The following is a 23,339-nucleotide window of genomic DNA, read 5'->3' as shown; positions in this document are numbered from 1 at the left end:
CGAACTATCAAAGTCATCTAGACAAGCTAGTAGATTCAATCTATGATAATAGGTAGATGTGTTTAGAAGGAGAGCTTTATGAAAAAGATAATTACGTTTTTTTTGATATATTTATTAATTGGATGTTCAGCCCGACTTGAAGAAGGCGAAATACAAGATTCACAACCCGATGTTGATACTAAGGACGAATTGATACTGGCTGTTGGTAGTGAGCCGGAAGATGGATTTGATCCAACATTAGGGTGGGGGCGGTATGGTAACCCTCTATTTCAAAGTACGTTATTAAAATATGATAAGGATTTCCAGGTGACATATGATTTAGCAGAAAACTATCAGGTAAGTGAAGATGGTTTATTATATACGGTGAAAATAAGAGACGATGTTAAGTTTTCAGATGGTGAACCACTTGATGCTACCGATGTTGTCTTTACATATGAAACAACTAAAAATAGTGCTTCTGTTGTCGATTTGAACAATATAGAAAAAATAGAAGCGACAGGTGACTACACGATTCAGATTACTTTGCATGAGCCAGACTCTACTTTTGTGTACACGTTAGTAACAACCGGAATCGTCCCTGAACATGCCTATAGTGATATCTATAAGGAAAATCCTGTTGGCTCTGGTCCATATCAATTAGCTCAATGGGATAAAGGACAACAAATTATCGTGACAGAAAACCCCTATTATTATGGGAAAAAGCCATCTTTTTCGAAGCTTACATTTCTTTTTTTATCGGAAGATGCTGCATTTGCTGCTGCAAAGGCGGGAAATGTAGACATTGTTTCTGTTCCAGCTACGCTTGGCAACGAAAAAATTGATGGCATGCAATTAGTTCAATTAGAATCGGTAGATAATCGAGGGGTAATGCTTCCTTTTGTGCCGAGTGGAGAGACAACAGAAGATGGATTGCCAATCGGCAATGATGTTACAGCTGACGTGGCGATACGTAAAGCAATTAATCTTGGAATCGATCGACAAGCACTAGTAGAAGGGGTATTAAATGGCTTTGGATCACCGGCTTACTCTGTTGTAGATCAACTGCCTTGGTGGAATGAAAGCACAATCATAAATGACAATAATATAGAAGAAGCCAAACGAATGCTAGAAGATGCAGGATGGAAGGTAAAGGATAATGGTATACGAGAGAAAGAGGACATCGAAGCTTCCTTTACCTTACTTTATCCCGCAGGTGACCAAATTCGGCAATCGTTGTCACTTGCTTTTGCAGACATGATGAAGCCGCTTGGAATAGACGTTACAGCCCAAGGGGTAAACTGGAGTGAAATTGAGCGGAAAATGTATGCTCATCCTGTTATGATGGGCTGGGGAAGCCATAGTCCGATTGAAATGTATCATCTTAATAGCAGCAGTACTAGAGGCATTGGCTATTATAATGCCAACTATTATTCAAATCCGGTTGTCGATGATTATATGGAAAAAGCGTTGCGAGCAACCACACAGGATGAAGCGAATACGTGGTGGGAAAAAGCGCAATGGGATGGTGAAACCGGGTTATCTGCAAAAGGTGATGCACCGTGGGCATGGCTCGTGAATCTGGACCATTTATATTTTGTAAATGAAAACCTAGAAATCGGTGAGCAAAAGGTGCAACCTCATGGTCATGGTTGGCCGATTACTGATTTTATTCTAGATTGGCATTGGAAAGAATAGAAATGAGGCAGTAAAGTGATTAGCAAACACGTATTACCTTTTGTTTTAAGAAAAAGTATAGCACTTATATTATTACTAGTGGCAGTGAGTGCAATTTCCTATTCGCTGATGAGTTTTTCACCGATTGATCCAGTTCAATCTTATATTGGGGCAGATATGACAAGGGTTGGACCAGAACAACGAGAAGCGATTGCAAATTACTGGGGATTGAACGAGTCCAAGCCTGAACAGTTTATCAACTGGGCGTCATCCGTACTACAAGGTGACTTAGGGACATCGCTTATTTACCGGGCTCCTGTTACTGCTGTCATCGGTGAACGATTGCTCGCTACTCTTGCTTTAATGGGATTAGCGTGGATACTATCCGGAGTACTCGGGATCACCCTTGGCATCATTGCCGGAATGAAGCAGGGCACGTGGATAGATTACCTTATTAAGAGCTATTGCTATACGTTAGCTTCGACACCGGCATTTTGGGTAGGATTGCTTTTATTGATGTTTTTTTCTGTATGGCTTGGTTGGTTTCCAGTAGGATTAGGAACACCAGCGGGGATACTAGCAGAAGATGTGTCATTACTAGAGCAGTTGCAGCACCTTTGCTTGCCTGTTTTAACATTAAGTATTGTTGGAGTTTCTAACATCGCTTTACATACGAGACAAAAGCTAATTGATGTCTTAAATAGTGAATATATTCGCTTTGCAGAAGCAAAGGGGATAAAGGGGTTAGCATTACTTTCACTTCATGTTATTCGAAATATTTCTCTGCCAGCGATCTCTTTGCATTTTGCATCGTTTGGCGAAATATTCGGTGGTGCTGTCTTAGCTGAGCAGGTTTTTTCCTATCCAGGACTAGGACAAGCCGTTGTCAAAGCCGGTTTAGGCGGGGATGTGCCTCTATTATTAGGTATTGTCTTAGTTAGTGCTGTTTTTGTATTTGTTGGCAATACGCTTGCAGATCTCCTATATAAAGTGATAGACCCTCGCATTCAGAGGGGTGATTACGCATGAGCCTAAAAGTTTCTATTTCTAAAAAACAGCGTACATTACTTTTTATCGCTAGTGCTGTAGCGATTCTTTTGGCAATTGTCACAACAGGCATTTTTATTGGAGAACAACAAATCGGTATTAACTTGGATAACAAAAATAGTGTGCCATCAATAATGAATTTATTTGGGACTGACTGGCTAGGAAGGGATATGTTTGCTAGGACGATCAAAGGACTTTCACTAAGCATGGCAGTCGGTATATTAGCTGCTTTTATTAGTACTATCATTGCATTAACGTTGAGTGTACTTGCTTCTTGGAATATTGTCATCGACCGGATGGTCACGGGATTAATAGATTTATTTTTAAGTGTTCCACATCTTGTCTTATTACTGTTAATTTCATTTGCATGCGGTGGTGGCTATCAAGGGGTTATCATTGGTCTTGCTCTAACGCACTGGCCCTCGTTAACAAGAGTACTACGAGCCGAAATGATGCAAATTAATCGGACTGAATATGTCGGTGTTTCTCGTCAATTAGGAAAATCCAAGCTTTGGACTGCTAAGCACCATATGCTGCCACATATTAGCTCGCAACTAGTTGTTGGCTTTTTGTTATTATTCCCACATGCGATTTTACATGAGGCGGCTATTACATTTTTAGGTTTTGGCCTTCCGCCAGAGCAACCAGCCATCGGGATTATTTTATCCGAATCGATGCGCTATCTTTCTGTTGGTATGTGGTGGCTTGCTTTTTTCCCGGGGCTTTCGTTATTAATCATGGTAGGTTTATTTGATCTTTTAGGAAAGAATCTACAAGTCTATTTAGATCCTTTTAATCGTCAAAAATAACAAGGAGAAGAAGCCGATGAAACAGCAAGCAAAATCCAATCAAGCCCTTCTAAAAGTGAAAAACTTCTCGCTTTCTTTTCGTACTTATCAAAAGGGTTTAAAAGAAACAACCATAACCGTCATCAACAACTTAAACGTTACGGTCCATGCAGGTGAAATCGTCGCGATTGTTGGAGCTAGTGGGTCAGGAAAGAGCTTACTTGCAAGTGCCGTGCTCGGTATTTTACCAGAGCATGCCAGCTGGCAAGGTGATCTTAACTATAAAGGTAACAGGATGACAGATGCGTTGTTGCGGGAAGTGCGTGGGACGGAAATAGCTTACATCCCCCAGTCGGTTGAAGCACTTAATCCATTAATGAAAGTTGGAAAACAAGTGGAAGAAGCAGTGAACGGTAAGGAAAAGAAGAGCGTGCAGCAAGAAATCTTTACGCGTGTTGGTTTGCCGGAAGACAAAGCAAATCGATATCCGTTCGAACTTTCCGGTGGGATGGCGAGGCGGGTGTTACTTTCAACTGCAATGGTTAGCGCAGCGTCGCTAATTATTGCTGATGAGCCAACGCCAGGCCTAGACCCAACAGTCTTATCACAATCCACAAAGGCTCTAAAGCAGTTAGCGAATAGCGGCAAGGGAATAATGTTTATCAGCCATGATATTACAACCGCTTTATCGATTGCGGATAAAGTAGTTGTGTTTAATCAAGGAGAAACGATCGAAGAAGCAAGTGTCGAAGCCTTTTCTGGAAAAGGCGAGCAGTTGAAGCATCCTTTTACGAGAAAATTATGGAATTGTCTTCCTGAAAACCAGTTCTTCGAAAAGGAAAATAAGCCACCCGAGCTTGATAATTCATTGAATGGTCAACAATCATTTGAAGCAAGAGGTTTAAGCTTTAAATATAAAGCAAGTCCGTATCTTTTCAAAGATGTATCGCTTACGATTCGTCCGGGAGAAATCGTTGGTATGCAAGGGTATAGTGGTTCAGGCAAATCAACGCTGGCAAAGGTTTTAGCTGGCTATGAAAAAGCCTTGCATGGTGATGTAAACATCGCTGGAAAACCAAGTAGCATTTACCCAGTCCAACTTGTTTGGCAACATCCTGAAAAGGCAATAAACCCGATGTGGAAAATGAAAAAAGTGTTGGCAGAGAGTAACATGGATAAGAGCCTATTGTTGGATGAGCTTGGTATACAACAGGAATGGCTCGATCGTTGGCCAAGTGAATTATCAGGTGGAGAGCTGCAAAGATTTTGTCTAGCTCGCGCACTTTGCAACGATACAAAGTATTTGATTGCAGATGAAATGACGACAATGCTAGATTCGGTTACACAAGCAAAGCTCTGGGAAATCGTATGTCGAATATCTAGAGAACGTCAAATTGGTGTACTCGCCATCAGTCATGATCACAAACTATTACAGCGAATAAGTGACCGGATTATTGATTTTCAAGATATGATCAATTAGGAAAAGATGCTTGATCTAAATAAGAAATCCTGAATAAGAAATCAGAACGAACACATCGATAGTCGGAGTAATTTAGCTATCTGGTTTTACTATAGCCAAATAGATGAGATAATAGCAATAGACATCTTATGACTACGGAAGTATGGGGAATGAATATAAATGAGGAGGAGATTATATGGCAGTTGCTAAGGTAAGGTGGGGGATTATTGGCACAGGAGGCATATCCAATACGTTTGCCAAGGATTTAGCGTATGCAAAAAATGCGGCGTTAGTTGCGGTTGGTTCACGGACAAATGAAAGTGCTAAAAAATTTGCGGATAACTTTGCTATATCCAGAAGCTATGGTAGTTATCAGGAGCTGGCAGAAGACCCAGAAGTAGATGCAGTTTATGTGGGAACACCACACCCTTTTCATAAAGAAAATGTATTAACTTGCTTGCGTGCAGGAAAAGCAGTGCTATGTGAAAAATCATTCGCGATGAATGCACAAGAACTAGAGGAACTAATTAGCTTCGCAAGAGAAAAGAAGCTGTTTTTAATGGAAGCAATGTGGACGAGATTTTTACCACCAATTGTAAAGGTAAGAGAATGGATTGACAGTGGAAAAATTGGCGATGTTCGACTCGTGAAAGCGGACTTTGGTTTCCGAGCCCCATGGGATCCAGACTGGCGATTATTAAATAAGAATCTCGGTGGTGGCGCGCTGCTTGATGCAGGTATTTATCCTGTTTCATTCGCGTCGATGATCCTAGGATCAAAGCCTGATAATATAGCCAGTACAGCGCATATTGGTGAAACAGCTGTTGACGAGCATTTCTCTGTATTGCTGTCCTATCCATCAGGAAAAGCAGCACAATTAAATGGAGGCATTCAACTACGGTTGAAAAATGAAGCAATCATTCATGGGGCAGAAGGTTACATTGTTATTCCGGACTTCATAGGAGCTAAATCAGCGACACTTTATAACAATAGTAATGAGGAAATCGAAACATTTGAGGATGACCGACAAGCAAAAGGTTATGCCTTTGAGGCGGAAGAGGTAGGCAGATGTTTGCATGAAGGCGCATTAGAAAGCTCGGTAATTTCACTCAACGAATCCTATGAAATTATGAAAATGATGGATGAAATTCGTGGGCAATGGGGATTAAGTTATCCTTGGGAGTGAATGGAATGAAGTCTATCTATTTTAATGTAGGTAGGCTTTTTTTCCAAGATAAGAAAGTATATAAATTTGTACAAGTGTCTAGCTCCGCGCGTCAAAAAATAAGCGACTTTCATGAATCGCCTTACAATAAGTCATCATCGATTCAAGTTTTATGGAAGGTCGACTAAAAGCGGACTTGTCGTCCAACGTCGATATACCCGTACGCGGGGCATGATTCCTTTATCTCAGTTGATTCGCTCCAGTCGCTACGTTTCTAAGCGACGCACTGCGCTTTTCTTATTACCATATGTCAACGAAGCGATATCTCCAAATTCGACACACCTATCCAAATTCCAGCATCCAAACCTTTCCATATTTCGACGCCTGTCGGACCATTCTCTGATTTGTTAACAGATACCTCTGTTTCTACATGTTATCCGTTCGAACAAAATGTGCTAACATTTACTAATGTAAGCGCTTTAACAATTGTGCGCAAACGGAGAGGGGTGGAAAGTTCTTGCTGTAGGCGCTTTAGCGTTTACTTGGGAGGATGCTGAAAGTCACATCGTAGAATCTACTAGACTAATAAAAGTAGGAGGGTTTCAGAAGATGGCGAAGGGGTTAGTTCCAATAAAGCAATATTTTGCAATTTTTCTTAGTCTATTGTTAGTTGCAACGAGCATTCCGTTTACGACGATTCCAGTTCTGGCGGAAGAGGCTCCACTTGAGAAGCATTTTGACTTTGGAACGGACGATGGCGAAGTAGCAACTGGCTATACGAAGGTTTCGGATCAAACGGTTTATAGTGAGGAATTGGGCTATGGTTTTGCAGACAGATCCAAAGTAACTTCAACTAATCGTGACAGCGGTGAAGCGTTACAGAAGGATTTTGTGTCTTTTACCGAAACAGCATTTCTAGTAGATCTACCTGCGGGTGATTATGCAGTGGACGTTGTGATTGGGGATACAGAGAATGCTTCGGTAACAGGCGTGAAGGTGGAGCAAATCCAAAAAATCCAGGATGCGTCATTAAATTCTGGTGAGACAACGACGCGTGATTTTGAAATTGCATTAATTGATGGGCAATTACAGGTTGAGCTTACTGGCTCAAATGCAAAGATTAATGCCATTTCAATAACGGAACTGCCAGAACGCAGTGCAGCCGATCACCCGACAGTATTTGTAGCGAGTGATTCAACTGCACAAACGTATGATCCATACTGGAAACCGCAAGCTGGTTGGGGCCAGATGCTCGACCGTTATTTTACGGACGATGTAACGGTTGATAACCAGGCGATCGGTGGCAGAAGCTCACGAACTTTCTACTCAGAAGGTCGCTTAGATACTATTTTACGCGAAATTAAGCCAAATGATTACTTACTTGTTCAATTTGGCCATAACGATGCGACGCAAAGTGTTCCAGAACGATACACAAATGTCGAAGATTATAAAGAGTACTTAGAAACATACGTTACAGGTGTCCGCCAGCGTGGCGCGATTCCGATTCTTGTCACACCGGTTAACCGTCGTGATTTTAATTCGGCAACTGGTGTTTTCAATGAGAGTTTTCCAGGATATGTCCAAGGGATGAAGGAAGTGTCAGAAGATTTAGATGTGCTGCTCGTTGATCTAAGTGCAAGCAGTCGTGCTTATTTTAACGAAATTGGCCCACAAGGATCGCTTGCTGTGTTTATGCATTTCGACGCAGGGATTTATGAGGCGTATCCAGATGGACGAGCTGATGACACTCACTTCCAGGAATACGGTGCGATTCAAGTTGCTAGAATACTATCAACTGGTATTGAGGAGCTTGATACACCGCTAGCAAACTATGTAGCGGATATCGAAGCACCCGCAGCAGTACCAAAGAAACCAACTGGCGTATCGGTTTCAAACGTTAGTAATGCAGGTGCAGTGGTAGCGTGGGCTCCGGTTGAAGGTGCCGATATTTACAGAATCTACCGAAAGCTTACGAGTGAGTCAGATTACGAGTTGATTAGCACGTCGACCACTCCACAGTTGAACGTAACTGGTTTAGAAGAAGGCAATGCTTATGATATCGTGATTACCGCTATAAACGGTAAAGGTGAGTCAGAGCAATCTGAGCCAGTTCAAATTACGACGAAAGAAGCTGCATATAAATATGATTTCGGTCCGGCTGGCACACCAGTAGCAGAAGGTTTTACTGAGGTGACACCTGACACACTTTATACGAAAGAACGTGGTTACGGGCTTGCAAGTACCGATGGAGTGATCTGGCGTGACCGTGGTGGCGATGATTTAGTCCAACGTGACTGGATCGGATATTTTGGTAATGGTTGGGATTTTAATGTCGACCTACCGAACGGACTGTACGCTGTGAAAATTTATGTCGCAGATTTCATCGGAAGTGCACGTACAGACATTACTATTGAAGGAACAGACTATGGTAGTGCGAATGCACCAAGCAAAGGGTCTACGGAAAAGCTAATTCCAGAAGTCGGCATTACCGATGGACAATTTAATATCCACTTTGGTGGTTCAACAGGTATCGCTAACGGTTTAGAATTAACACCGATCTTATTGGCGCCATCTACTTTAACACTTTCCGACCAATCGTTCGATCCTGAAAACAGTTCAGCGACGATTACATGGGATGCAGCAGAAGGAGCAGCAAAATACAATGTGTACCGCAAAACGGCAGGCTCTAATCATGTTGAATTACTTGAATCAACAACTGACACGAGCTATACCGACACGACAGTAGCACTTGGAATGGAATATGTATATACAGTAACGACAGTCAACAATATCGGAACTGAAACTGTGCCTTCACTGCCACTATCAGTTACGATGATTGACGATTCACAACCTGTACCAGCAGCACCAGAAAACATAACACTTGGTGATGTGAATAAAAATGATATTACTTTAAACTGGGATGCAGTTGACACGGCGATTTCTTACAATGTGTATCGTACTGAAGATGAAGACGGTGAATACACACTTGTTGGCAATACGCGTGACACGAGCTATACCGACACAACTGTGCTAACGACGATTCCGTATTTTTATAAAGTAGCGGCAGTAAATGCTGGCGGTATTTCTGAATTGTCAGAGACGGTAGAAACACCTGCTAATACAATTTTGCTGAAACAAATGGAGGACCTTGAGCGCGATCCAGTTGCGGTGAAAACGGAGGAAGGTGTGCTCGTAAGCTGGCGCATGCTTGGAACCGACCCAACTGACATCGGATTTAATATTTATCGAGATGGAGAGCTCTTAACAAACGAACCAATTACCGACAAAACAAACTTCGTTGATGTAGATGGAACAGTAGATGCAATGTATGAAGTTCATCCAGTTGTTGGAGGCGTGGAGCAAGGTGCACGCAGCAAAACAACGGTTTTTGAAAATAACTATTTCGATATTCCGTTGAATAAGCCAGAAGCTGGCGAAACACCACTTGGCGATCCCTATGAGTATCGTGCGAATGATGCCAGTGTCGGTGATGTTGACGGCGATGGTGAGTACGAGTTAATCGTCAAATGGGATCCAACCAACTCTAAGGATAACTCTCAATCCGGTTATACTGGAAATGTGTATATCGATGCTTATGAAATGGATGGCACTTTGCTATGGAGGATTGACCTTGGTAAAAACATCCGTGCTGGTGCGCACTATACGCAATTTATCGTCTACGATTTTGATGGCGATGGCAAAGCGGAAGTAGCAATGAAAACTGCCGACGGCACAGTCGACGGTGTGGGTAACGTGATCGGTCGTGCTGATGCGGATCATCGTTATACGAGTGGATATGTCCTTCAAGGCGATGAGTTTTTAACAGTATTTAATGGAGCAACAGGCGCGGCAATCGATACGGTTGAATACGACCCACCGCGTGGTGATGTTGGTTCATGGGGTGACACTTACGGGAACCGTGTTGACCGATTCTTAGCAGGTGTTGCATATTTAGACGGAGAAACACCAAGTTTAATTATGTCTCGCGGGTATTACACGCGTTCCGTTGTAGTTGCTTATAACCTAGTAGATGGTGAACTAGTGAAAGAGTGGAAATTTGATACGAGTGATGAAGGCTATGCGGACTGGGCAGGTCAAGGCTACCACTCATTAAGTGTTGCTGATGTTGACGGTGATCAGAAAGATGAGATCATCTTTGGTCAAATCACAATTGATGATGATGGTACCGGTCTTTACAACTCAGGTCTCGGCCATGGGGATGCACTGCATGTTGGTGATCTTATTCCAGAACGAGATGGTCTAGAAATATTTACAGGCCAAGAGCATACGGACTCTCCATACGGCTATGATATGCGTGACGCAAAAACAGGTGAAATCATCTGGGGTGTGCATACAGGTCTGGACACTGGAAGAGCACTTACTGCTGACGTAGATCCAAACCATCCAGGTTCTGAATCGTGGGCCGTTGATGGTGCTTGGAACAGCACAACTGGTGGGCTGTACAGTACAACTGGTGAGCAAATTTCAACTTCCATTCCGAGTGCGAACTTTGCAATCTGGTGGGACGGTGACCTCAGTCGAGAGCTTTTGAATCACGATTGGGATGAGTCTTCAACTACTGGTGTAGGCACAATCGAGAAATGGGATTATGAAAATAACCAAACAGAAGTAATCTTGCATGCTGATGGTACGCTGTCTAATAACGGTACAAAAGGTACACCAGCATTGCAAGCCGATTTATTCGGTGACTGGCGTGAAGAAGCAATGTGGCGTCTAGAAGACTCTAGCGCACTACGCGTCTATATGACGACCGATCCAACTGATGAAAAAATTTACACACTTATGCATGATGCCCAATACCGTGCAGCAGTGGCGTGGCAAAACGTTGGATACAACCAACCGCCACACCCGAGCTTCTTTATCGGTACAGGCATGGATGCACCACCAACAGCAAATATCGATGTTGTCGATGTTGCACATAGCGATGAATTTGCACCAGAAACGTCCGTAACTATGGAACAAACTGCTACGAACGACTGGTACAACAAAGACGTAACAGTGAGCTTTGAAGCAACTGACAGAGAATCATCCGATGTTACGACACACTATATCGTTAATGATGGGTCTGAACAAACTGCTGACAGTGTTACACTGGTTGAGGATGGTACCCATACGATTCAATACTGGAGCGTTGACGCTGCCGGTAATACAGAAGAAACAAAAACAGTAACAGTAAACGTGGACAAAACAGCACCAACTGTTACATTCTCAGTTGACGATGGTGTAACTTACACCGTTGCAGAAATGATAACTATCACATGTGAAGCGACAGATGCATTGTCTGGCATCGATAGCTCAACTTGTGAAGAAATTGACGAAGCTGCTTATGAGCTTGGTGTGGGTACACATTCATTAACTGCAGAAGCTATTGATTTAGCGGGTAACACAGTTAATGAAACACTCGAATTCACAATAACCGTTGATTTCGACAGTTTATCTGCATTAACCGAGCAGTTTGCAGGGAACAAAGCAAATGGACTAACTGCCAAATTAGCTGCTGCCAAACAGTCAGCTGAAAAAGACAATGGTAATGCTGCTGACAATCAGCTTGATGCCTATGTAAATCAAGTTAATGCGAGCGTCGGAAAATCACTTACTGCAGAACAAGGTGAAGTACTCGTCGAACTTGCAGAAAGCTTGAAAAGCGGTGAACCAGGTGATGACGACGGCACTGGTGATAATGATGGAGAAACTCCAGGTGACAGCACAGAACTTACACTTGGCCAAGCGAAAGAAGTAACAGCGGGCCAAACATACACAGTTGCTGGAACGAAAGCAAAAATTACAATGCCAGCTGATTTGCCTTCAGGCACAAAAGTAACAGTTGAAAATGGCGATAGCGTCGAGCATGAGGGACTTGATGTTGCAGGTGAAGTACTTACCGTAACATTTGAATTCCCAGCTGGTTCTACTGCACCTGATGGTGGATATACACTTGTCTTAGGTTATGACGGAGATGCTGATACAGAAAAAGTAGCAATCTACTATTTTGATGAAGCGTCAGGCGAGTGGGAACTTCAAGGTGGAGAAGTAGATGAAGAGACGCAAACAATCACGCTAAAAGTACCGCACTTCTCCACATATGGTGTGTTCGTTGAACAAGCAACAACTGCACCGGGAGATGACGACACAAACTCAGGATCAGATGACGGTAAGTCTGATGGTGACAAGCCTGGGGATGGCAGTGGTAAGGACAACGGCAACGACGAAGGTATTGATGACGAGCTTCCTAACACTGCATCAAACATGTTCAATTGGATCTTGTTCGGAACGATCATTCTCGCAGCAGGAATTGCTTTACTAGTTTTACGAAATCGTAAAATGAAAGCATAAATCGAAGGCAGCCCTTGTGGCTGCCTTTTATTATGCATATAGTGTCTTCTGTCGGTCCCATCACCGTGCGAAGTGGTACATGCTTAGTGGCCACCATAACACTGCAAATACTGGGTAAATCGCCCACCAAATGATTGGGAAAATGTCATATAAAAACCAAGTATAATCAGGTGTTTCAAGATAATTTTCAATAATAATTACACTATACCAGTAAGCGACCTGTACGTGTTTTCCTTTTTTGATACTGTACACAGACACTGACCATAATGTTAAAGCAAATCATCGATGTCTCCAAAATCAAGCACGACCTTGTTAATTGCATCTTCTTCGGCTTTTCCATGCGCCATTAAATTCATTGTTTTTTCTTCTAGATTCTCTAACACTTCTTGCTTTACAGCGTTTTTTTGTTCATTTTCTGGAATATCTCTAAACAAATAATCAACGTGTTGCGTTAGTTTTTTCATCCTAATCCCTCCATAAATAAATCGATAATTTCTTTTGTAACTTTTCATTCTTCTGCCAGCTCTTTTAGATAGGCTTTTCCAAGGGTTGTAATGTGGTAATATTTTCGTTTGCCGCCTTGTGTAAATTCGCCAACGTAAGACTCAATCGGTGAAGGGGCCTAGGTAAGTTGCCTGTCCCCCTAATAGATTAATTTGAAATAGAATGAAACTTTCTGATTATATATTCGTATTACATTACGAAACATGAATAAAATCATACTATTACTTACAAGGTGCCAGCTCTATGTCGAAGATGAGGTAAAAAGTTGGTTAGTACAATTGTACAGCTGTTGGGTATTCAACCCGACTGCTTTTCTTTGGATGATTTGGAAAGCGGACGTGCAAAGCAAATTCGAATGGATTACGTTAAATTTTGCTGGAGCAATGATTATCGCGTGGTTGTTTTTATCCGGAAATTGGGCGAGGGTCAGCTATTACTTGCGATTTATAATTGTCTTCGCGCTATTGGTTGTAATCGTATCTTCTTGGCGGAAAAAGAGGAAACGAGACTTTGAAGTGTCATCTAAGCTGAAACATATTTTGGAGGTTGGGATCAACGTATGTTTATTGATTGTTTTCGGCTTGTATAATATATTCGCAATTAGTGGTTTTACAAACCAATCGAGCTTGCTTTTCCATTACAAGACGGCATCTATTATGTTTCTCATTGTGGAGCGGACACGATACACTGAAGTTGTAATAAGTGGGACTGCGATTGGTAGAGTCGGCAATTCAGGCAACACGACTGAACCACATTTACATATGCATGCAGAAAAAGATGGAGTGGGAATTCCGATTCTATGTGAAGAACGTTTTCTTAAAAGAAACAACATTGTCTAGTAAATAAAAGAAAGGAAGTGGACACATGGAAGTCATGTTAACTGTAGAAGGACTGGAAAAATCGTTTAAAGACAAGCAAGCATTAAAGGGAATTTCCTTTGATGTTCGCAAAGGCGAGATCATGGCTATTTTAGGGCCAAACGGAGCAGGGAAATCGACAACGATTCGTAATATTATGGGAATTATGTATCCGGATAAGGGTTCGATTACATTTAAGAACAATACAGGAAACGAAATTCCTCGTCATAAAATTGGCTATCTGCCAGAAGAAAGAGGCTTGTACAAAAATGTAAAGGTGATGGATATCTTATTGTATTTAGCCGATTTGAAAGATTATCCACTCAAAAAAGCTAGAGAGAGCGCGCTCGAGTATTTAAAAACGTTTGATTTAGAAGGCAAAGAAAATACGTCAGTAGAAGAACTATCAAAAGGAATGGGACAAAAAGTTCAATTTATCGGTTCGATTCTTCATGAGCCAGAGTTGTTAATATTGGATGAGCCATTTTCCGGATTAGACCCGGTTAGTCAGGAATTGTTCAAAGAAGAGATTCGTAATCTAGCAAACAACGGAACTGCAATTCTAATTTCTTCACACCAAATGAATTTAATTGAAGAAATGTGTGACAGATTGTTTATGATCCAACGTGGTGAAAAAGTAATTTACGGAACGTTAGATGATGTGAAAACAGAATATGCGAATTTTAAATGTACGATCTATGGACAAAATGATCGTGCGATTCTAGAAAGCATTCCCCAAGTGTTACGCGTCGAGCAAAAAGATGATGTATCTGTTTTATTTTTGGAAAAAGACGTGCAACCGGCAAAATGGGTGAAAGAGCTACCAGATCGTTTGGTCGTCAATGAGTTGAAAATAAACCGAATCTCACTTCATGAGATTTTCATCGATATTGCAACAGACAAAAACTTGTTAAAGGAAGTAGGTGAAATGCATGCGTAATGCAATGAAAGTAGCAAAATGGGAAATTAAACGAAACTTAAAAAACAAAACATTTGTGATCGGTTTGTTTCTTACACCTGTTTTATTCCTTGTGTTTTTTCTGCTCGGGAGCTTATTCGATGATTCTGATGCAGAGCCAGTGTCGACAACAGTGCTTGTCCATGACGAAATAGATGCATTTGCTAGTTTACAAGAAGCTGCGGAAACGTATGAGTTTAACTGGGAACTGGAAAAAGTGGACGTGGCGGAAGACGCGGCACAGGCAGAACTAGAAGATAAAGAAAATACAGCATATATAAGTGTTACAGAGCAGGGATTAGAGGCTGGCACTGTTCCCGTTTACACATCAGATGAAATAGATTCCTATTTTACGATGCAGGTGCAGCAACTTAGTGAGCCACTGCAAGGCATGCGAATCGGGCAACTAGGGTTATCAGAAGAAGAGCTCGCTGTCATTTCACAAGGTGTCATATTTGAAGAAAAATCTGCATCAACAGAAACCGATGCTGAAGGATCAGAAACAACAGAAGGGCCAAGTATGGAACAAGTTGTACCGGGAATTTTTGCAGGAATCATCCTGTTTGCTATCGTCATTACTGGCATGATGATTTTCCAAAGTGCATCACAGGAAAAGAAAGATAAAATTGCGGAGATCATTTTGTCGTCTGTTACGCCAGGAGAATTAATGCAAGGAAAAATCATCGGTTATTTCGTATTAGGAATGATTCAAGTCGGTGTCCTACTACTTTTCGCTGTACCGCTAGCAGTGTGGCAATTAGATATACCGATTCTAGAATATTTATTCGTCCCAGAAACATTGTTATTTGTTCTAATTGCGATCTTAGGTTATTTATTATTCGCAGCCATTTTTGTAGGAATTGGAGCAACGATGGCAGATATGTCCACCTCTGGAAACTTCCAAGGGATGGTTATGATGCTTCCGTTTATTTCATTTATTATCGCTGGACCAGTAATCGGTGACCCGAATGGAATGGTAGCAAAAGTAAGCTCATTTATTCCATTTACTGCACCTGGCACGCTAATCATGAGGCTCACCGTATTAGAAAAGTGGCCGTGGATCGAATTAATCATCGCACTAGTCGTGCTACTCGTGAGTATTTGGTTATTTATGAAACTAGCAGGAAAGATATTTAAAGTAGGCATATTAATGTATGGAAAAAACGCAACACCGGGAGAAATATGGAAGTGGATCAGGTCGTAAGGAGAATCTCTATATTGACGGGACATGATTTTAAAGGGTCTAACTCATGGGCGGATAGCTGTTCGTTGGGTTTGGCCCTTGTTTTTGATAGTTTTCAGTGATCTTGTTGGTTCATTTATATGAGCATGCCATTAAATTATTTGATAAATACCTGAATTTCATCTTCATTTTATTCTACTAAATCATCCAGCAACTTGTTTGCACTTTCGGTATATTTTATTGAATGGTCAATTGGTTCACCTAACAATTCAGTTATATAAACAACAATATAAACACCTTTTTCATCCAATGCCCCCTGCAACAAACAGTTTTGCTTCTTTAACATTCAAACAATTCATCGATTATATTCTTCCAATTCCTTTTCAATTTCTTCATTAGAAAGGAGTTCATTTTCTTGATTTTTGGAAATGATTTTTCGTAACTGATACTGAATTACTTCTAGACTATAAATAACAGACACCGCAAAAATAATTGCTAAGATGATCCAGATCATAAGCACTCACACTCCTTCACATAGAGTTACTTGCTTTGCCACTAAATTCAATATAAGAAAAAAACAAGTGGATTCATATAGAATCCACTTGTTTTTTATGTGCAGTAAATATTTTTTTATTGTCTCACAGGTTTTCTCCAAACACCGAGCATGAGTCCGGAAATGACTGACCCAATGACAAGGGCTAACAAGAAAAATAGTGCATTTTCTGCTAGTGGAATAACGAAAATGCCGCCATGTGGTGCAGGAATAGCTGTACTCCACAGTTGGGTTAATCCCCCAGCAATTCCTGCCCCAACGATTGAAGAAGTAATTACGCGCAACGGGTCGGTTGCGGCAAATGGAATTGCACCTTCTGTAATAAAGGAAAATCCTAATACATAGTTGGACAAGCCTGATTTACGTTCGTCTTCTGTAAATTTATTTTTGAAGAAGGTAGTTGCAAGTGCAATCGCAATTGGTGGGATCATCCCTGCAACCATAACCGCGGCCATAAAACTACCGTCACCCGTATCGGTAAATATACCAATTGCAAATGTGTAGGCAGCCTTATTAAATGGACCGCCCATGTCAATCGCCATCATGCCACCAAGTACTATCCCTAAAATTACTGCGTTACCTGTTCCGAGATTACCAAGGAAATCCAGCATTGCTGTATTGACAGTTGAAAAAATCGGACCAACAATAAAGTACATTAATCCGCCTGTTAATAACAAACCGAGTACAGGATAAATTAAAATTGGTTTTAAGCCTTCTAATGTTTTCGGTAAATTGCGGAAGACTTTTTTAAGGAAAATAATTAAGTAACCAGCTAGAAAACCAGCTGCTAAACCGCCGATAAAACCTGCATTACTATTAACAGCCATCAAACCGCCGACGATACCAGGCATTAAACCAGGTCGATCAGCAATACTCATTGCAATATAACCAGCTAAAATTGGAATAAGGAAGTTAAAAGCGTTACCACCAATTCCATTTAAGAATTGGAAAATTTCACTGTCACTACCTAAAATGTTTTCAAATAAAAACGAAATCGCCAGTAAAATCCCGCCACCGACAACGAATGGTAGCATATGGGATACCCCGTTCATCAGATCTTTATAAATTTTACTCCAAACGGTTGATTTAGTGTTATTGTTCTCGTCTTTTTTGCTTTCGCTCTTTTCAGCCGTGAAAACCGGAGCATCTTGTTTGATCGCCTTGTTAATTAATTCCTCTGACCTTTTGATGCCCGCTGTAACTGATTCATGAATTACATGCTTCCCGTCGAAACGTGCCATTTCTACATTTTTGTCGGCAGCAATGATTACACCGGCAGCTCGTTTAATTTCGTCATCTGTTAAAGGGTTTTTCGCACCTTCTGAACCATTTGTTTCAACACGAATGTCCACGTTCATTTCTTTTGCTTTTCTTATTAAAGCTTCTTCAGCCATATACGTATGGGCAATACCAGTCGGACATGCTGTCACAGCTACAACAAAAGGTTTATTATCTTCACTAGCTTGAGCTTTCGTGTCGCTTTTTTCTTCATCTCCAGATTGGTTAAATAGTGCAAGTACCTCATCCGGCGTGGATGCATTGTTTAAGCTTTCGATAAATTCTGGATTTAGTAGTAACCTTGAAAGTGACGCTAATGCTTGTAAATGGGTGTCATTTGCACCTTCGGGAGCGGCGATCATAAAAAAGAAATTAGTCGGTTGTCCGTCTAATGCTTCAAAATCAACACCATTTTGACTTTTTGCAAACAATACTGTGGCTTGATTTACCGCTTTTGTTTTCGCATGAGGCATGGCAATTCCGTCACCAAGACCGGTGGAAGATTGCTCCTCACGTTTCAAAATTGCTTCGCGATATATTTTCTTATCATTAATAATGTTCTGTTGCTCAAGACGTGCGATCATTTCATCAATAGCTGCTTCTTTTGTGGTAGCTTTTAAATCCATGATCATTACATCTTTATTCAATAAATCAGTAATTTTCATTTTTTTCTTCCTTTCTGTACTACTAAGTTGAAAAACTGAACGCTCTGTTTCTGTCTAGGACAGAACCTGAACTTCCATTTGATCTAGCAACGTGTCAATTTGAGCTTTTGTCGCTAAATCGTTGGTAAATGCTGTTGCGCTTCCTGAGGCCATCCCTTGCTTGAAAGCTTCGACAGTGTCTTTTGTGTTAAGATAATTTGCGATGAATCCAGCAATCATCGAATCACCTGCACCTACGGAATTAACTACTTTGCCTTTAGGTGAGATTCCTTTAAAGACACCAGTTTGCGTAAACAACATTGCACCTTCACCTGCCATCGAAACAATCGCATTTTTTGCACCTAACTGCAGTAATTTTTTCCCGTACAAGATAATATCATCTGTATCCTCAATGGTAGTGTCAAAAATTTGAGCTAATTCTTCTTTATTCGGTTTGACGAGTAAAGGTTGCAAAGGTAGGATTGATTGTAATTCTTTGCTTGCTGTATCAATCACAAACTCAGCTTTTGATTGGATGACCATCGCGGCAATCGTTTCATAAAAGTTTTCAGGTAAAGACGGCGGTTTACTTCCAGATAAAATAACAACATCTTGATCCGTCACATTTTTTAATTGCTCTAATAATAGATTTGCCTCTTCAGTTGAAATGTGTGGTCCGCGGCCATTGATTTCAGTTTCAGTATCAGATTTTAACTTGATATTAATTCTGGTATCATCTTGAACACGGATAAAGTCTGTTTTAATGTTGTCCTTCTGTAACCAGTCTTCGATAAAATCTCCGGTAAATCCACCTAACAAACCGAGTGCGGTTGAGTCCGTTCCAAGCCGTTCTAATATTCTTGACACGTTAATTCCTTTACCACCAGGATATTTAGCATCTGCATCGATTTTGTTCAATTCTCCAAGGTGAAGTTGCTCCACTTGAACGATATAATCTATTGATGGATTTAAGGTCATCGTATATATCATTTAATTGCCTCCATAATCGTAGTTAACTCGTTGTACTTTTGGCTATGACTAGTTGTCAATTTATCGGTTATGATGCACACTTCGTCAATGGAACATACTTTAACAAAGCTGACTTTATCCCATTTCGAGTGATCGGCTAACACATAACTTATGGCAGATTGCCCGAGTGCCGATTGTTTTAGTGTAGCTTCTTCCGGGTCTGGTGTTGTACATCCAAGCGATGCATCTATTCCATTAATCCCTAAAAATACTTTGTCAAATCGATAATCAGCTAACTGCTGCAGACTTTTTGCACCGATAACTGCTTTCGTTGTTTGTTTTATTTTACCTCCGAGCAGATAGGTTTCGATTTGCTGTTCTGCAAGCGTCGAGGCGTGTTGAATACCATTGGTAACAACCGTTATATGATCCGTAGTGCTTAGGAAAGGAATCATGGCGTATGTCGAAGACCCCGCATCTAAGAAGATAACATCGTTCTTATTTATAAAGCTTGCTGCGAGTTGACCAATCGCCTGTTTTTCGTGAATGTTTTTGAAAGTTTTTTCGTGCATTGTTTGTTCATCATCTAGATGGTACAGGCGCTTGGCACCACCATGAATCCGCTTTAATTGTTTTGCTTGCTCTAGCATGTCTAAATCTCTTCTAATTGTAGATTCAGAACAGTCTAATTCAACCATAAGTTCTTGTGATTGGACGACGCCAAATTGTTTTAATCGCTCTAAAATAAGAGAATGTCGTTTTTCTGTTAACACATGAAAACCCTCCCATCACCAACATAATACCATCAAAAACGTCCAAAAACAATCACGAAGAATATGCAAGTAAACTAAAACTTGGCTAAATGTGACGATTGTGAACAACACATGGTTAAAAGGGTACTGTTCCACCTTATTGTTACTTTCCCACAAAGGCTTGCATAGTAAACATGACCCGAAATTTGCCTATGTGGGTCTATAAAGTGATAAAATGGATTACAAGTATTTAAGTTAAGGTTTTTATTGATGTGGTTCGCTGTTAATTAAACCAAAGTACAAGAGGTATAGCCTTATTAGTATAGGCACTTACAGATTAACCTAAGGAAAAAATAGGAGAAGACCATGAATAAAGAGCATTTTTATGATAAATTATTAAACATCAAAACAGAAATATCTTCAGTTAACAACCCTAATCCCAATCATTACCATCCCTACGAGCCCACACCTTATTTAGCGCTTGAGGATCTTTTCAAACAATACGAAGTGAAAAGTAGTGATAAGATCGTTGATTTTGGTTGCGGAAAAGGTCGAGTAAATTTCTACATTAATTACTTTTATAAAGCGTCAGTTGTTGGTGTAGAAATGGTGGGGGATTTATATCAGTCGGCACAGAATAATATTCAAAGCTATACAAAAAAACATAAATTCCCCAAAGCAGAAATTCAGTTTCATTGCAGTCGTGCTGAAGAGTACCCAATTGACTATTCTTCTAGCCATTTTTATTTCTTTAATCCATTTTCAATTCAAATTTTCATGAAAATTGTAAACAATATCTTATTGTCCTACGAGCAAGCCCCACGACAAATGGAACTGCTATTGTATTATCCATCAAAAGACTATATTGACTTCATAGATAGACAAAGTCCATTTGAACTAAAAGAAGAAATTATTTTAGAAGCATGGTACCCGAAAAATCCCAATGAACGCTTCTTGATTTATCGTTTTGGGGAGAACCATGAGGACCATTCTCCCGTCCGATTTTTCGGATGATTTCTATGCAGTGCTGCTTGACCTTGAGACAAATTAGTCGAAATTGTTCTTTATTGCACTTTTTAACATACAATCTATTCGTTATCTTTTCTTCCCAGCTGTAAAGCTCCAACTATCAATGGGAGTTGCAAAGGTAAACGTAGCCATAAAATCCATGGATTTGTTTGTTTTCCTGACTGAAATGAAATTCGTTTAACAGCCATGTAAATATTCGCTGGAAAAACAGCGACCATAAAAAGCGCTAAGAGTTTCCCAGTGAACTGCTGTCCTTTTTTGACCCAGAGCAGTACCGAAAAGATGATTTCAAAAATGCCCGTGACTAATACTATTGCCCTTCGGAACGGAAGCATTTTCGGTACAATTTTACGAAAGCTACGTTCATGTACGAAATGCAAGACACCCGCTCCAAATAAGAGGATTGAATATAATGTGCGGAAAAACACCTTCATATGTTTTACCACCTTTCCAAATTATCTTTTATATCTATTTATCATAATATTAAAACAGATGAATCTTAGGGTTTCTTTTAAAAATTCAATCCTATTTGTTAGAGGTAGCCATGAAGGCGGTCAATACGGCGATGCGTGATTGAGTGTACCAGAAGCTTGAATCCAATTTGAATTTTTTGGACCAGATGTAAGTAGGATCTGAGTGAATCTTTTAGGAGAAATACGCGATTTTTTCCACAGTTTCCACCTGAATAGCATTTAGATAATGTATAATTAAACAAAAAATTTGGCTATAGATGAAACATTTGGTTTCAACTATAGCCCATATATTTATAAAAGGGGGGGTCAAATGAGTCAATTCCATAATGATCTTAGCCATGTGCAACGATTTTGTTGAATCGGCAATAAACCATAAAGTATGAAATTGAAAAAAAGAATTATAAGCTTTACTAGCTTTTACTATTTCATTTCCTTAATGAGTTAATTTTAAACATCTTTTTGAAAATTAACTGAAAAAAGTGTTTATTTTAAAGGTCAATCAAATGTTATTCGAAACCCTCATTAACTCCTTTTACACTCATAGCCCTCCATAACAGGTCAACTTTATAAAAAACTATTCACTTGCTTCTATCTTTGCAATTTCCTTCATCGTTGCACGACCAGGCTGTGAACCTATTATTTCTCCGTCAATCGTGGCGTGAATCTTATCACCTAACTGGAATTCTTCTTCATTTAAACCTTCCAAATAGACAAAATCTAAGGCAAATACGCTCAATTCATTTTCTTTAAGCGTATCCTTAATAGAATGATAATCTAGCCGATTGAAATCTTCACCGATTAAAATTGAATTATCCTTAACTTCGAGCACATAGCCTTGAACTGTTTTCGGCTCTTCAGGATGACTCGTTTCTGATTGCTCGACGATATACGTTGCAATCTTGGTGAAGTTTAAGGAGTCCTCTGTCTCGCCACAGGATGCAAAGCGGAAATTACGTTCTCCGCCATTGATGTACACTTGCAAATAATAGTTTGTTGCTTCTTCTGTAGTACAAGTATTTTTAAAAACTTTTTCATCCAAATAGTTGGCAAATACTAACCGTTTATAAACTTCTTGCTTCACACTGTCAGGTAGCTTGCTATGATCTGTTAGTGTGCTGATTTCATTATCTAGATCTGGTCCGTATTGTAACACAAAATCAAATCGATCTTGTTGTCCCATGTTATAACTGATCTCAAGAATATTAAACAGCTCGTATCGAGCATTGTCACAATCTATAGCAATATATGAAGTATTTGTCGGGTTAATTTCCTTTTTCAAATCACCACAGCTAATTGAACGAATTGAACCCTCACCATAATTATCTCTAGTCGTATCATCCGTGATTTCTAATGATTCGCCATCATAAGCTAAATCGGTTACCATTGGATCTCCTTCTATTGTATAGTGGACAATTCTTAAATCAGATGTAACCCCTTCCTGCACGTCCGTATAAAATTGCGATAATCTATTCAAGCCTTCTACAGATCCATGAGAATTTAGAACATCTACATCCTTTACGCCGCGCACTTTGGGTTGTGAATTTTCGGTACCGCCTGTGTTCGAGCCATTTGATGTGCTACAGGCTGCTAATGACACCAACAAAATTAGGAGAAAGCTGTATATCCATTTGCTCATAATTTTCACATCCATTTCAATAATCGTTATAAGTTAG

18 protein-coding genes are annotated in these 23,339 nt (G+C 40.3%); 10 read left to right on the top strand and 8 right to left on the bottom strand.

Annotated elements, in window-relative coordinates; all coding sequences use genetic code 11:
• Nucleotides 1–78: 78 nt before the first annotated feature.
• From ACI6MV_RS11585 to ACI6MV_RS11560, 6 genes are all read left to right on the top strand, one after another.
• A complete protein-coding gene (locus tag ACI6MV_RS11585) occupies nucleotides 79–1,674 on the top strand; it encodes an ABC transporter substrate-binding protein (RefSeq protein ID WP_407270460.1) in 1,596 nt (531 codons plus the stop codon).
• 15 nt (nucleotides 1,675–1,689) lie between these two features.
• Nucleotides 1,690–2,682, top strand: coding sequence for an ABC transporter permease (locus ACI6MV_RS11580; RefSeq protein WP_407270459.1), 993 nt, complete (start codon nucleotides 1,690–1,692; stop codon nucleotides 2,680–2,682).
• The gene (locus ACI6MV_RS11575; RefSeq protein WP_407270458.1) at nucleotides 2,679–3,509 is read left to right on the top strand and encodes an ABC transporter permease; all 831 of its coding nucleotides are present in this window, start codon (nucleotides 2,679–2,681) and stop codon (nucleotides 3,507–3,509) included. The genes ACI6MV_RS11580 and ACI6MV_RS11575 overlap by 4 nt, the downstream gene beginning before the upstream one ends.
• 16 nt (nucleotides 3,510–3,525) lie before the next feature.
• Nucleotides 3,526–4,968 carry an ABC transporter ATP-binding protein gene (locus ACI6MV_RS11570; protein WP_407270457.1) on the top strand — a complete coding sequence of 481 codons (1,443 nt, stop codon included), beginning with the start codon at nucleotides 3,526–3,528 and terminating at the stop codon, nucleotides 4,966–4,968.
• Nucleotides 4,969–5,143: 175 nt separating this feature from the next.
• A complete protein-coding gene (locus ACI6MV_RS11565) occupies nucleotides 5,144–6,133 on the top strand; it encodes a Gfo/Idh/MocA family protein (RefSeq protein WP_407270456.1) in 990 nt (329 codons plus the stop codon).
• A 588-nt stretch (nucleotides 6,134–6,721) separates the two neighbouring features.
• Nucleotides 6,722–12,466, top strand: coding sequence for a rhamnogalacturonan lyase family protein (locus ACI6MV_RS11560; RefSeq protein WP_407270455.1), 5,745 nt, complete (start codon nucleotides 6,722–6,724; stop codon nucleotides 12,464–12,466).
• A gap of 269 nt (nucleotides 12,467–12,735) precedes the next feature.
• Here the strand turns inward: ACI6MV_RS11560 and ACI6MV_RS11555 are convergent, their stop codons facing one another.
• Nucleotides 12,736–12,930, bottom strand: a complete 195-nt coding sequence (locus tag ACI6MV_RS11555) for a permease prefix domain 1-containing protein (protein ID WP_407270454.1) — start codon at nucleotides 12,928–12,930, stop codon at nucleotides 12,736–12,738.
• A gap of 243 nt (nucleotides 12,931–13,173) precedes the next feature.
• On the opposite strand from ACI6MV_RS11555, the gene ACI6MV_RS11550 reads away from it, so the two are divergent.
• The 3 genes from ACI6MV_RS11550 to ACI6MV_RS11540 are packed head-to-tail and all read left to right on the top strand — an operon-like array spanning nucleotide 13,174 to nucleotide 15,989.
• The gene (locus ACI6MV_RS11550; RefSeq protein ID WP_407270453.1) at nucleotides 13,174–13,809 is read left to right on the top strand and encodes a hypothetical protein; all 636 of its coding nucleotides are present in this window, start codon (nucleotides 13,174–13,176) and stop codon (nucleotides 13,807–13,809) included.
• Between the two features lie 25 nt (nucleotides 13,810–13,834).
• The gene (locus ACI6MV_RS11545) at nucleotides 13,835–14,767 is read left to right on the top strand and encodes an ABC transporter ATP-binding protein (protein ID WP_407270452.1); all 933 of its coding nucleotides are present in this window, start codon (nucleotides 13,835–13,837) and stop codon (nucleotides 14,765–14,767) included.
• Nucleotides 14,760–15,989 carry an ABC transporter permease gene (locus ACI6MV_RS11540; protein ID WP_407270451.1) on the top strand — a complete coding sequence of 410 codons (1,230 nt, stop codon included), beginning with the start codon at nucleotides 14,760–14,762 and terminating at the stop codon, nucleotides 15,987–15,989. The genes ACI6MV_RS11545 and ACI6MV_RS11540 overlap by 8 nt, the downstream gene beginning before the upstream one ends.
• 169 nt (nucleotides 15,990–16,158) lie before the next feature.
• On the opposite strand, the gene ACI6MV_RS11535 is transcribed toward ACI6MV_RS11540, so the two are convergent.
• The 5 genes from ACI6MV_RS11535 to ACI6MV_RS11515 form a co-directional block, all read right to left on the bottom strand.
• Nucleotides 16,159–16,314 (bottom strand): hypothetical protein, encoded by a 156-nt coding sequence (locus ACI6MV_RS11535; protein ID WP_407270450.1) that lies wholly within the window; start codon nucleotides 16,312–16,314, stop codon nucleotides 16,159–16,161.
• 9 nt (nucleotides 16,315–16,323) lie between these two features.
• Nucleotides 16,324–16,482, bottom strand: coding sequence for a hypothetical protein (locus tag ACI6MV_RS11530; RefSeq protein ID WP_407270449.1), 159 nt, complete (start codon nucleotides 16,480–16,482; stop codon nucleotides 16,324–16,326).
• A 116-nt stretch (nucleotides 16,483–16,598) separates the two neighbouring features.
• Complete coding sequence (locus tag ACI6MV_RS11525; protein ID WP_407270448.1) at nucleotides 16,599–18,464, bottom strand: PTS fructose transporter subunit IIABC; 1,866 nt, start codon at nucleotides 18,462–18,464, stop codon at nucleotides 16,599–16,601.
• A gap of 54 nt (nucleotides 18,465–18,518) precedes the next feature.
• Nucleotides 18,519–19,433, bottom strand: a complete 915-nt coding sequence (pfkB, locus tag ACI6MV_RS11520) for a 1-phosphofructokinase (RefSeq protein WP_407270447.1) — start codon at nucleotides 19,431–19,433, stop codon at nucleotides 18,519–18,521.
• Nucleotides 19,430–20,185, bottom strand: coding sequence for a DeoR/GlpR family DNA-binding transcription regulator (locus ACI6MV_RS11515; RefSeq protein ID WP_407270446.1), 756 nt, complete (start codon nucleotides 20,183–20,185; stop codon nucleotides 19,430–19,432). Before ACI6MV_RS11515 ends, pfkB begins: the two co-directional genes overlap by 4 nt.
• A gap of 345 nt (nucleotides 20,186–20,530) precedes the next feature.
• Between ACI6MV_RS11515 and ACI6MV_RS11510 the strand changes: the two genes are divergently transcribed.
• Nucleotides 20,531–21,178 (top strand): methyltransferase, encoded by a 648-nt coding sequence (locus tag ACI6MV_RS11510; RefSeq protein ID WP_407270445.1) that lies wholly within the window; start codon nucleotides 20,531–20,533, stop codon nucleotides 21,176–21,178.
• Between the two features lie 74 nt (nucleotides 21,179–21,252).
• On the opposite strand, the gene ACI6MV_RS11505 is transcribed toward ACI6MV_RS11510, so the two are convergent.
• Both ACI6MV_RS11505 and ACI6MV_RS11500 read right to left on the bottom strand, forming a co-directional pair.
• Nucleotides 21,253–21,627: a DoxX family protein gene (locus ACI6MV_RS11505; RefSeq protein ID WP_407270444.1), complete on the bottom strand. Its 375-nt coding sequence runs from the start codon at nucleotides 21,625–21,627 to the stop codon at nucleotides 21,253–21,255.
• 613 nt (nucleotides 21,628–22,240) lie between these two features.
• A complete protein-coding gene (locus ACI6MV_RS11500; RefSeq protein ID WP_407270443.1) occupies nucleotides 22,241–23,302 on the bottom strand; it encodes a DUF4362 domain-containing protein in 1,062 nt (353 codons plus the stop codon).
• Nucleotides 23,303–23,339: the final 37 nt, after the last annotated feature.

This window comes from Radiobacillus sp. PE A8.2, assembly GCF_045635475.1.
Lineage (GTDB): Bacteria > Bacillota > Bacilli > Bacillales > Amphibacillaceae > JBJGXI01.
The sequence above is the reverse complement of the archived record's forward strand: the minus strand, read 5'-3'. Positions and strand labels throughout refer to the sequence as shown.

Coding starts and splice junctions, on each gene's coding strand:
- ACI6MV_RS11585 (WP_407270460.1), top strand. CDS start 79: ATGAAAAAGATAATTACGTTTTTTTTGATATATTTATTAATTGGATGT.
- ACI6MV_RS11575 (WP_407270458.1), top strand. CDS start 2,679: ATGAGCCTAAAAGTTTCTATTTCTAAAAAACAGCGTACATTACTTTTT.
- ACI6MV_RS11570 (WP_407270457.1), top strand. CDS start 3,526: ATGAAACAGCAAGCAAAATCCAATCAAGCCCTTCTAAAAGTGAAAAAC.
- ACI6MV_RS11565 (WP_407270456.1), top strand. CDS start 5,144: ATGGCAGTTGCTAAGGTAAGGTGGGGGATTATTGGCACAGGAGGCATA.
- ACI6MV_RS11560 (WP_407270455.1), top strand. CDS start 6,722: ATGGCGAAGGGGTTAGTTCCAATAAAGCAATATTTTGCAATTTTTCTT.
- ACI6MV_RS11555 (WP_407270454.1), bottom strand. CDS start 12,930: ATGAAAAAACTAACGCAACACGTTGATTATTTGTTTAGAGATATTCCA.
- ACI6MV_RS11550 (WP_407270453.1), top strand. CDS start 13,174: ATGAATAAAATCATACTATTACTTACAAGGTGCCAGCTCTATGTCGAA.
- ACI6MV_RS11545 (WP_407270452.1), top strand. CDS start 13,835: ATGGAAGTCATGTTAACTGTAGAAGGACTGGAAAAATCGTTTAAAGAC.
- ACI6MV_RS11540 (WP_407270451.1), top strand. CDS start 14,760: ATGCGTAATGCAATGAAAGTAGCAAAATGGGAAATTAAACGAAACTTA.
- ACI6MV_RS11535 (WP_407270450.1), bottom strand. CDS start 16,314: ATGTTAAAGAAGCAAAACTGTTTGTTGCAGGGGGCATTGGATGAAAAA.
- ACI6MV_RS11530 (WP_407270449.1), bottom strand. CDS start 16,482: ATGATCTGGATCATCTTAGCAATTATTTTTGCGGTGTCTGTTATTTAT.
- ACI6MV_RS11525 (WP_407270448.1), bottom strand. CDS start 18,464: ATGAAAATTACTGATTTATTGAATAAAGATGTAATGATCATGGATTTA.
- pfkB (WP_407270447.1), bottom strand. CDS start 19,433: ATGATATATACGATGACCTTAAATCCATCAATAGATTATATCGTTCAA.
- ACI6MV_RS11510 (WP_407270445.1), top strand. CDS start 20,531: ATGAATAAAGAGCATTTTTATGATAAATTATTAAACATCAAAACAGAA.
- ACI6MV_RS11505 (WP_407270444.1), bottom strand. CDS start 21,627: ATGAAGGTGTTTTTCCGCACATTATATTCAATCCTCTTATTTGGAGCG.
- ACI6MV_RS11500 (WP_407270443.1), bottom strand. CDS start 23,302: ATGAGCAAATGGATATACAGCTTTCTCCTAATTTTGTTGGTGTCATTA.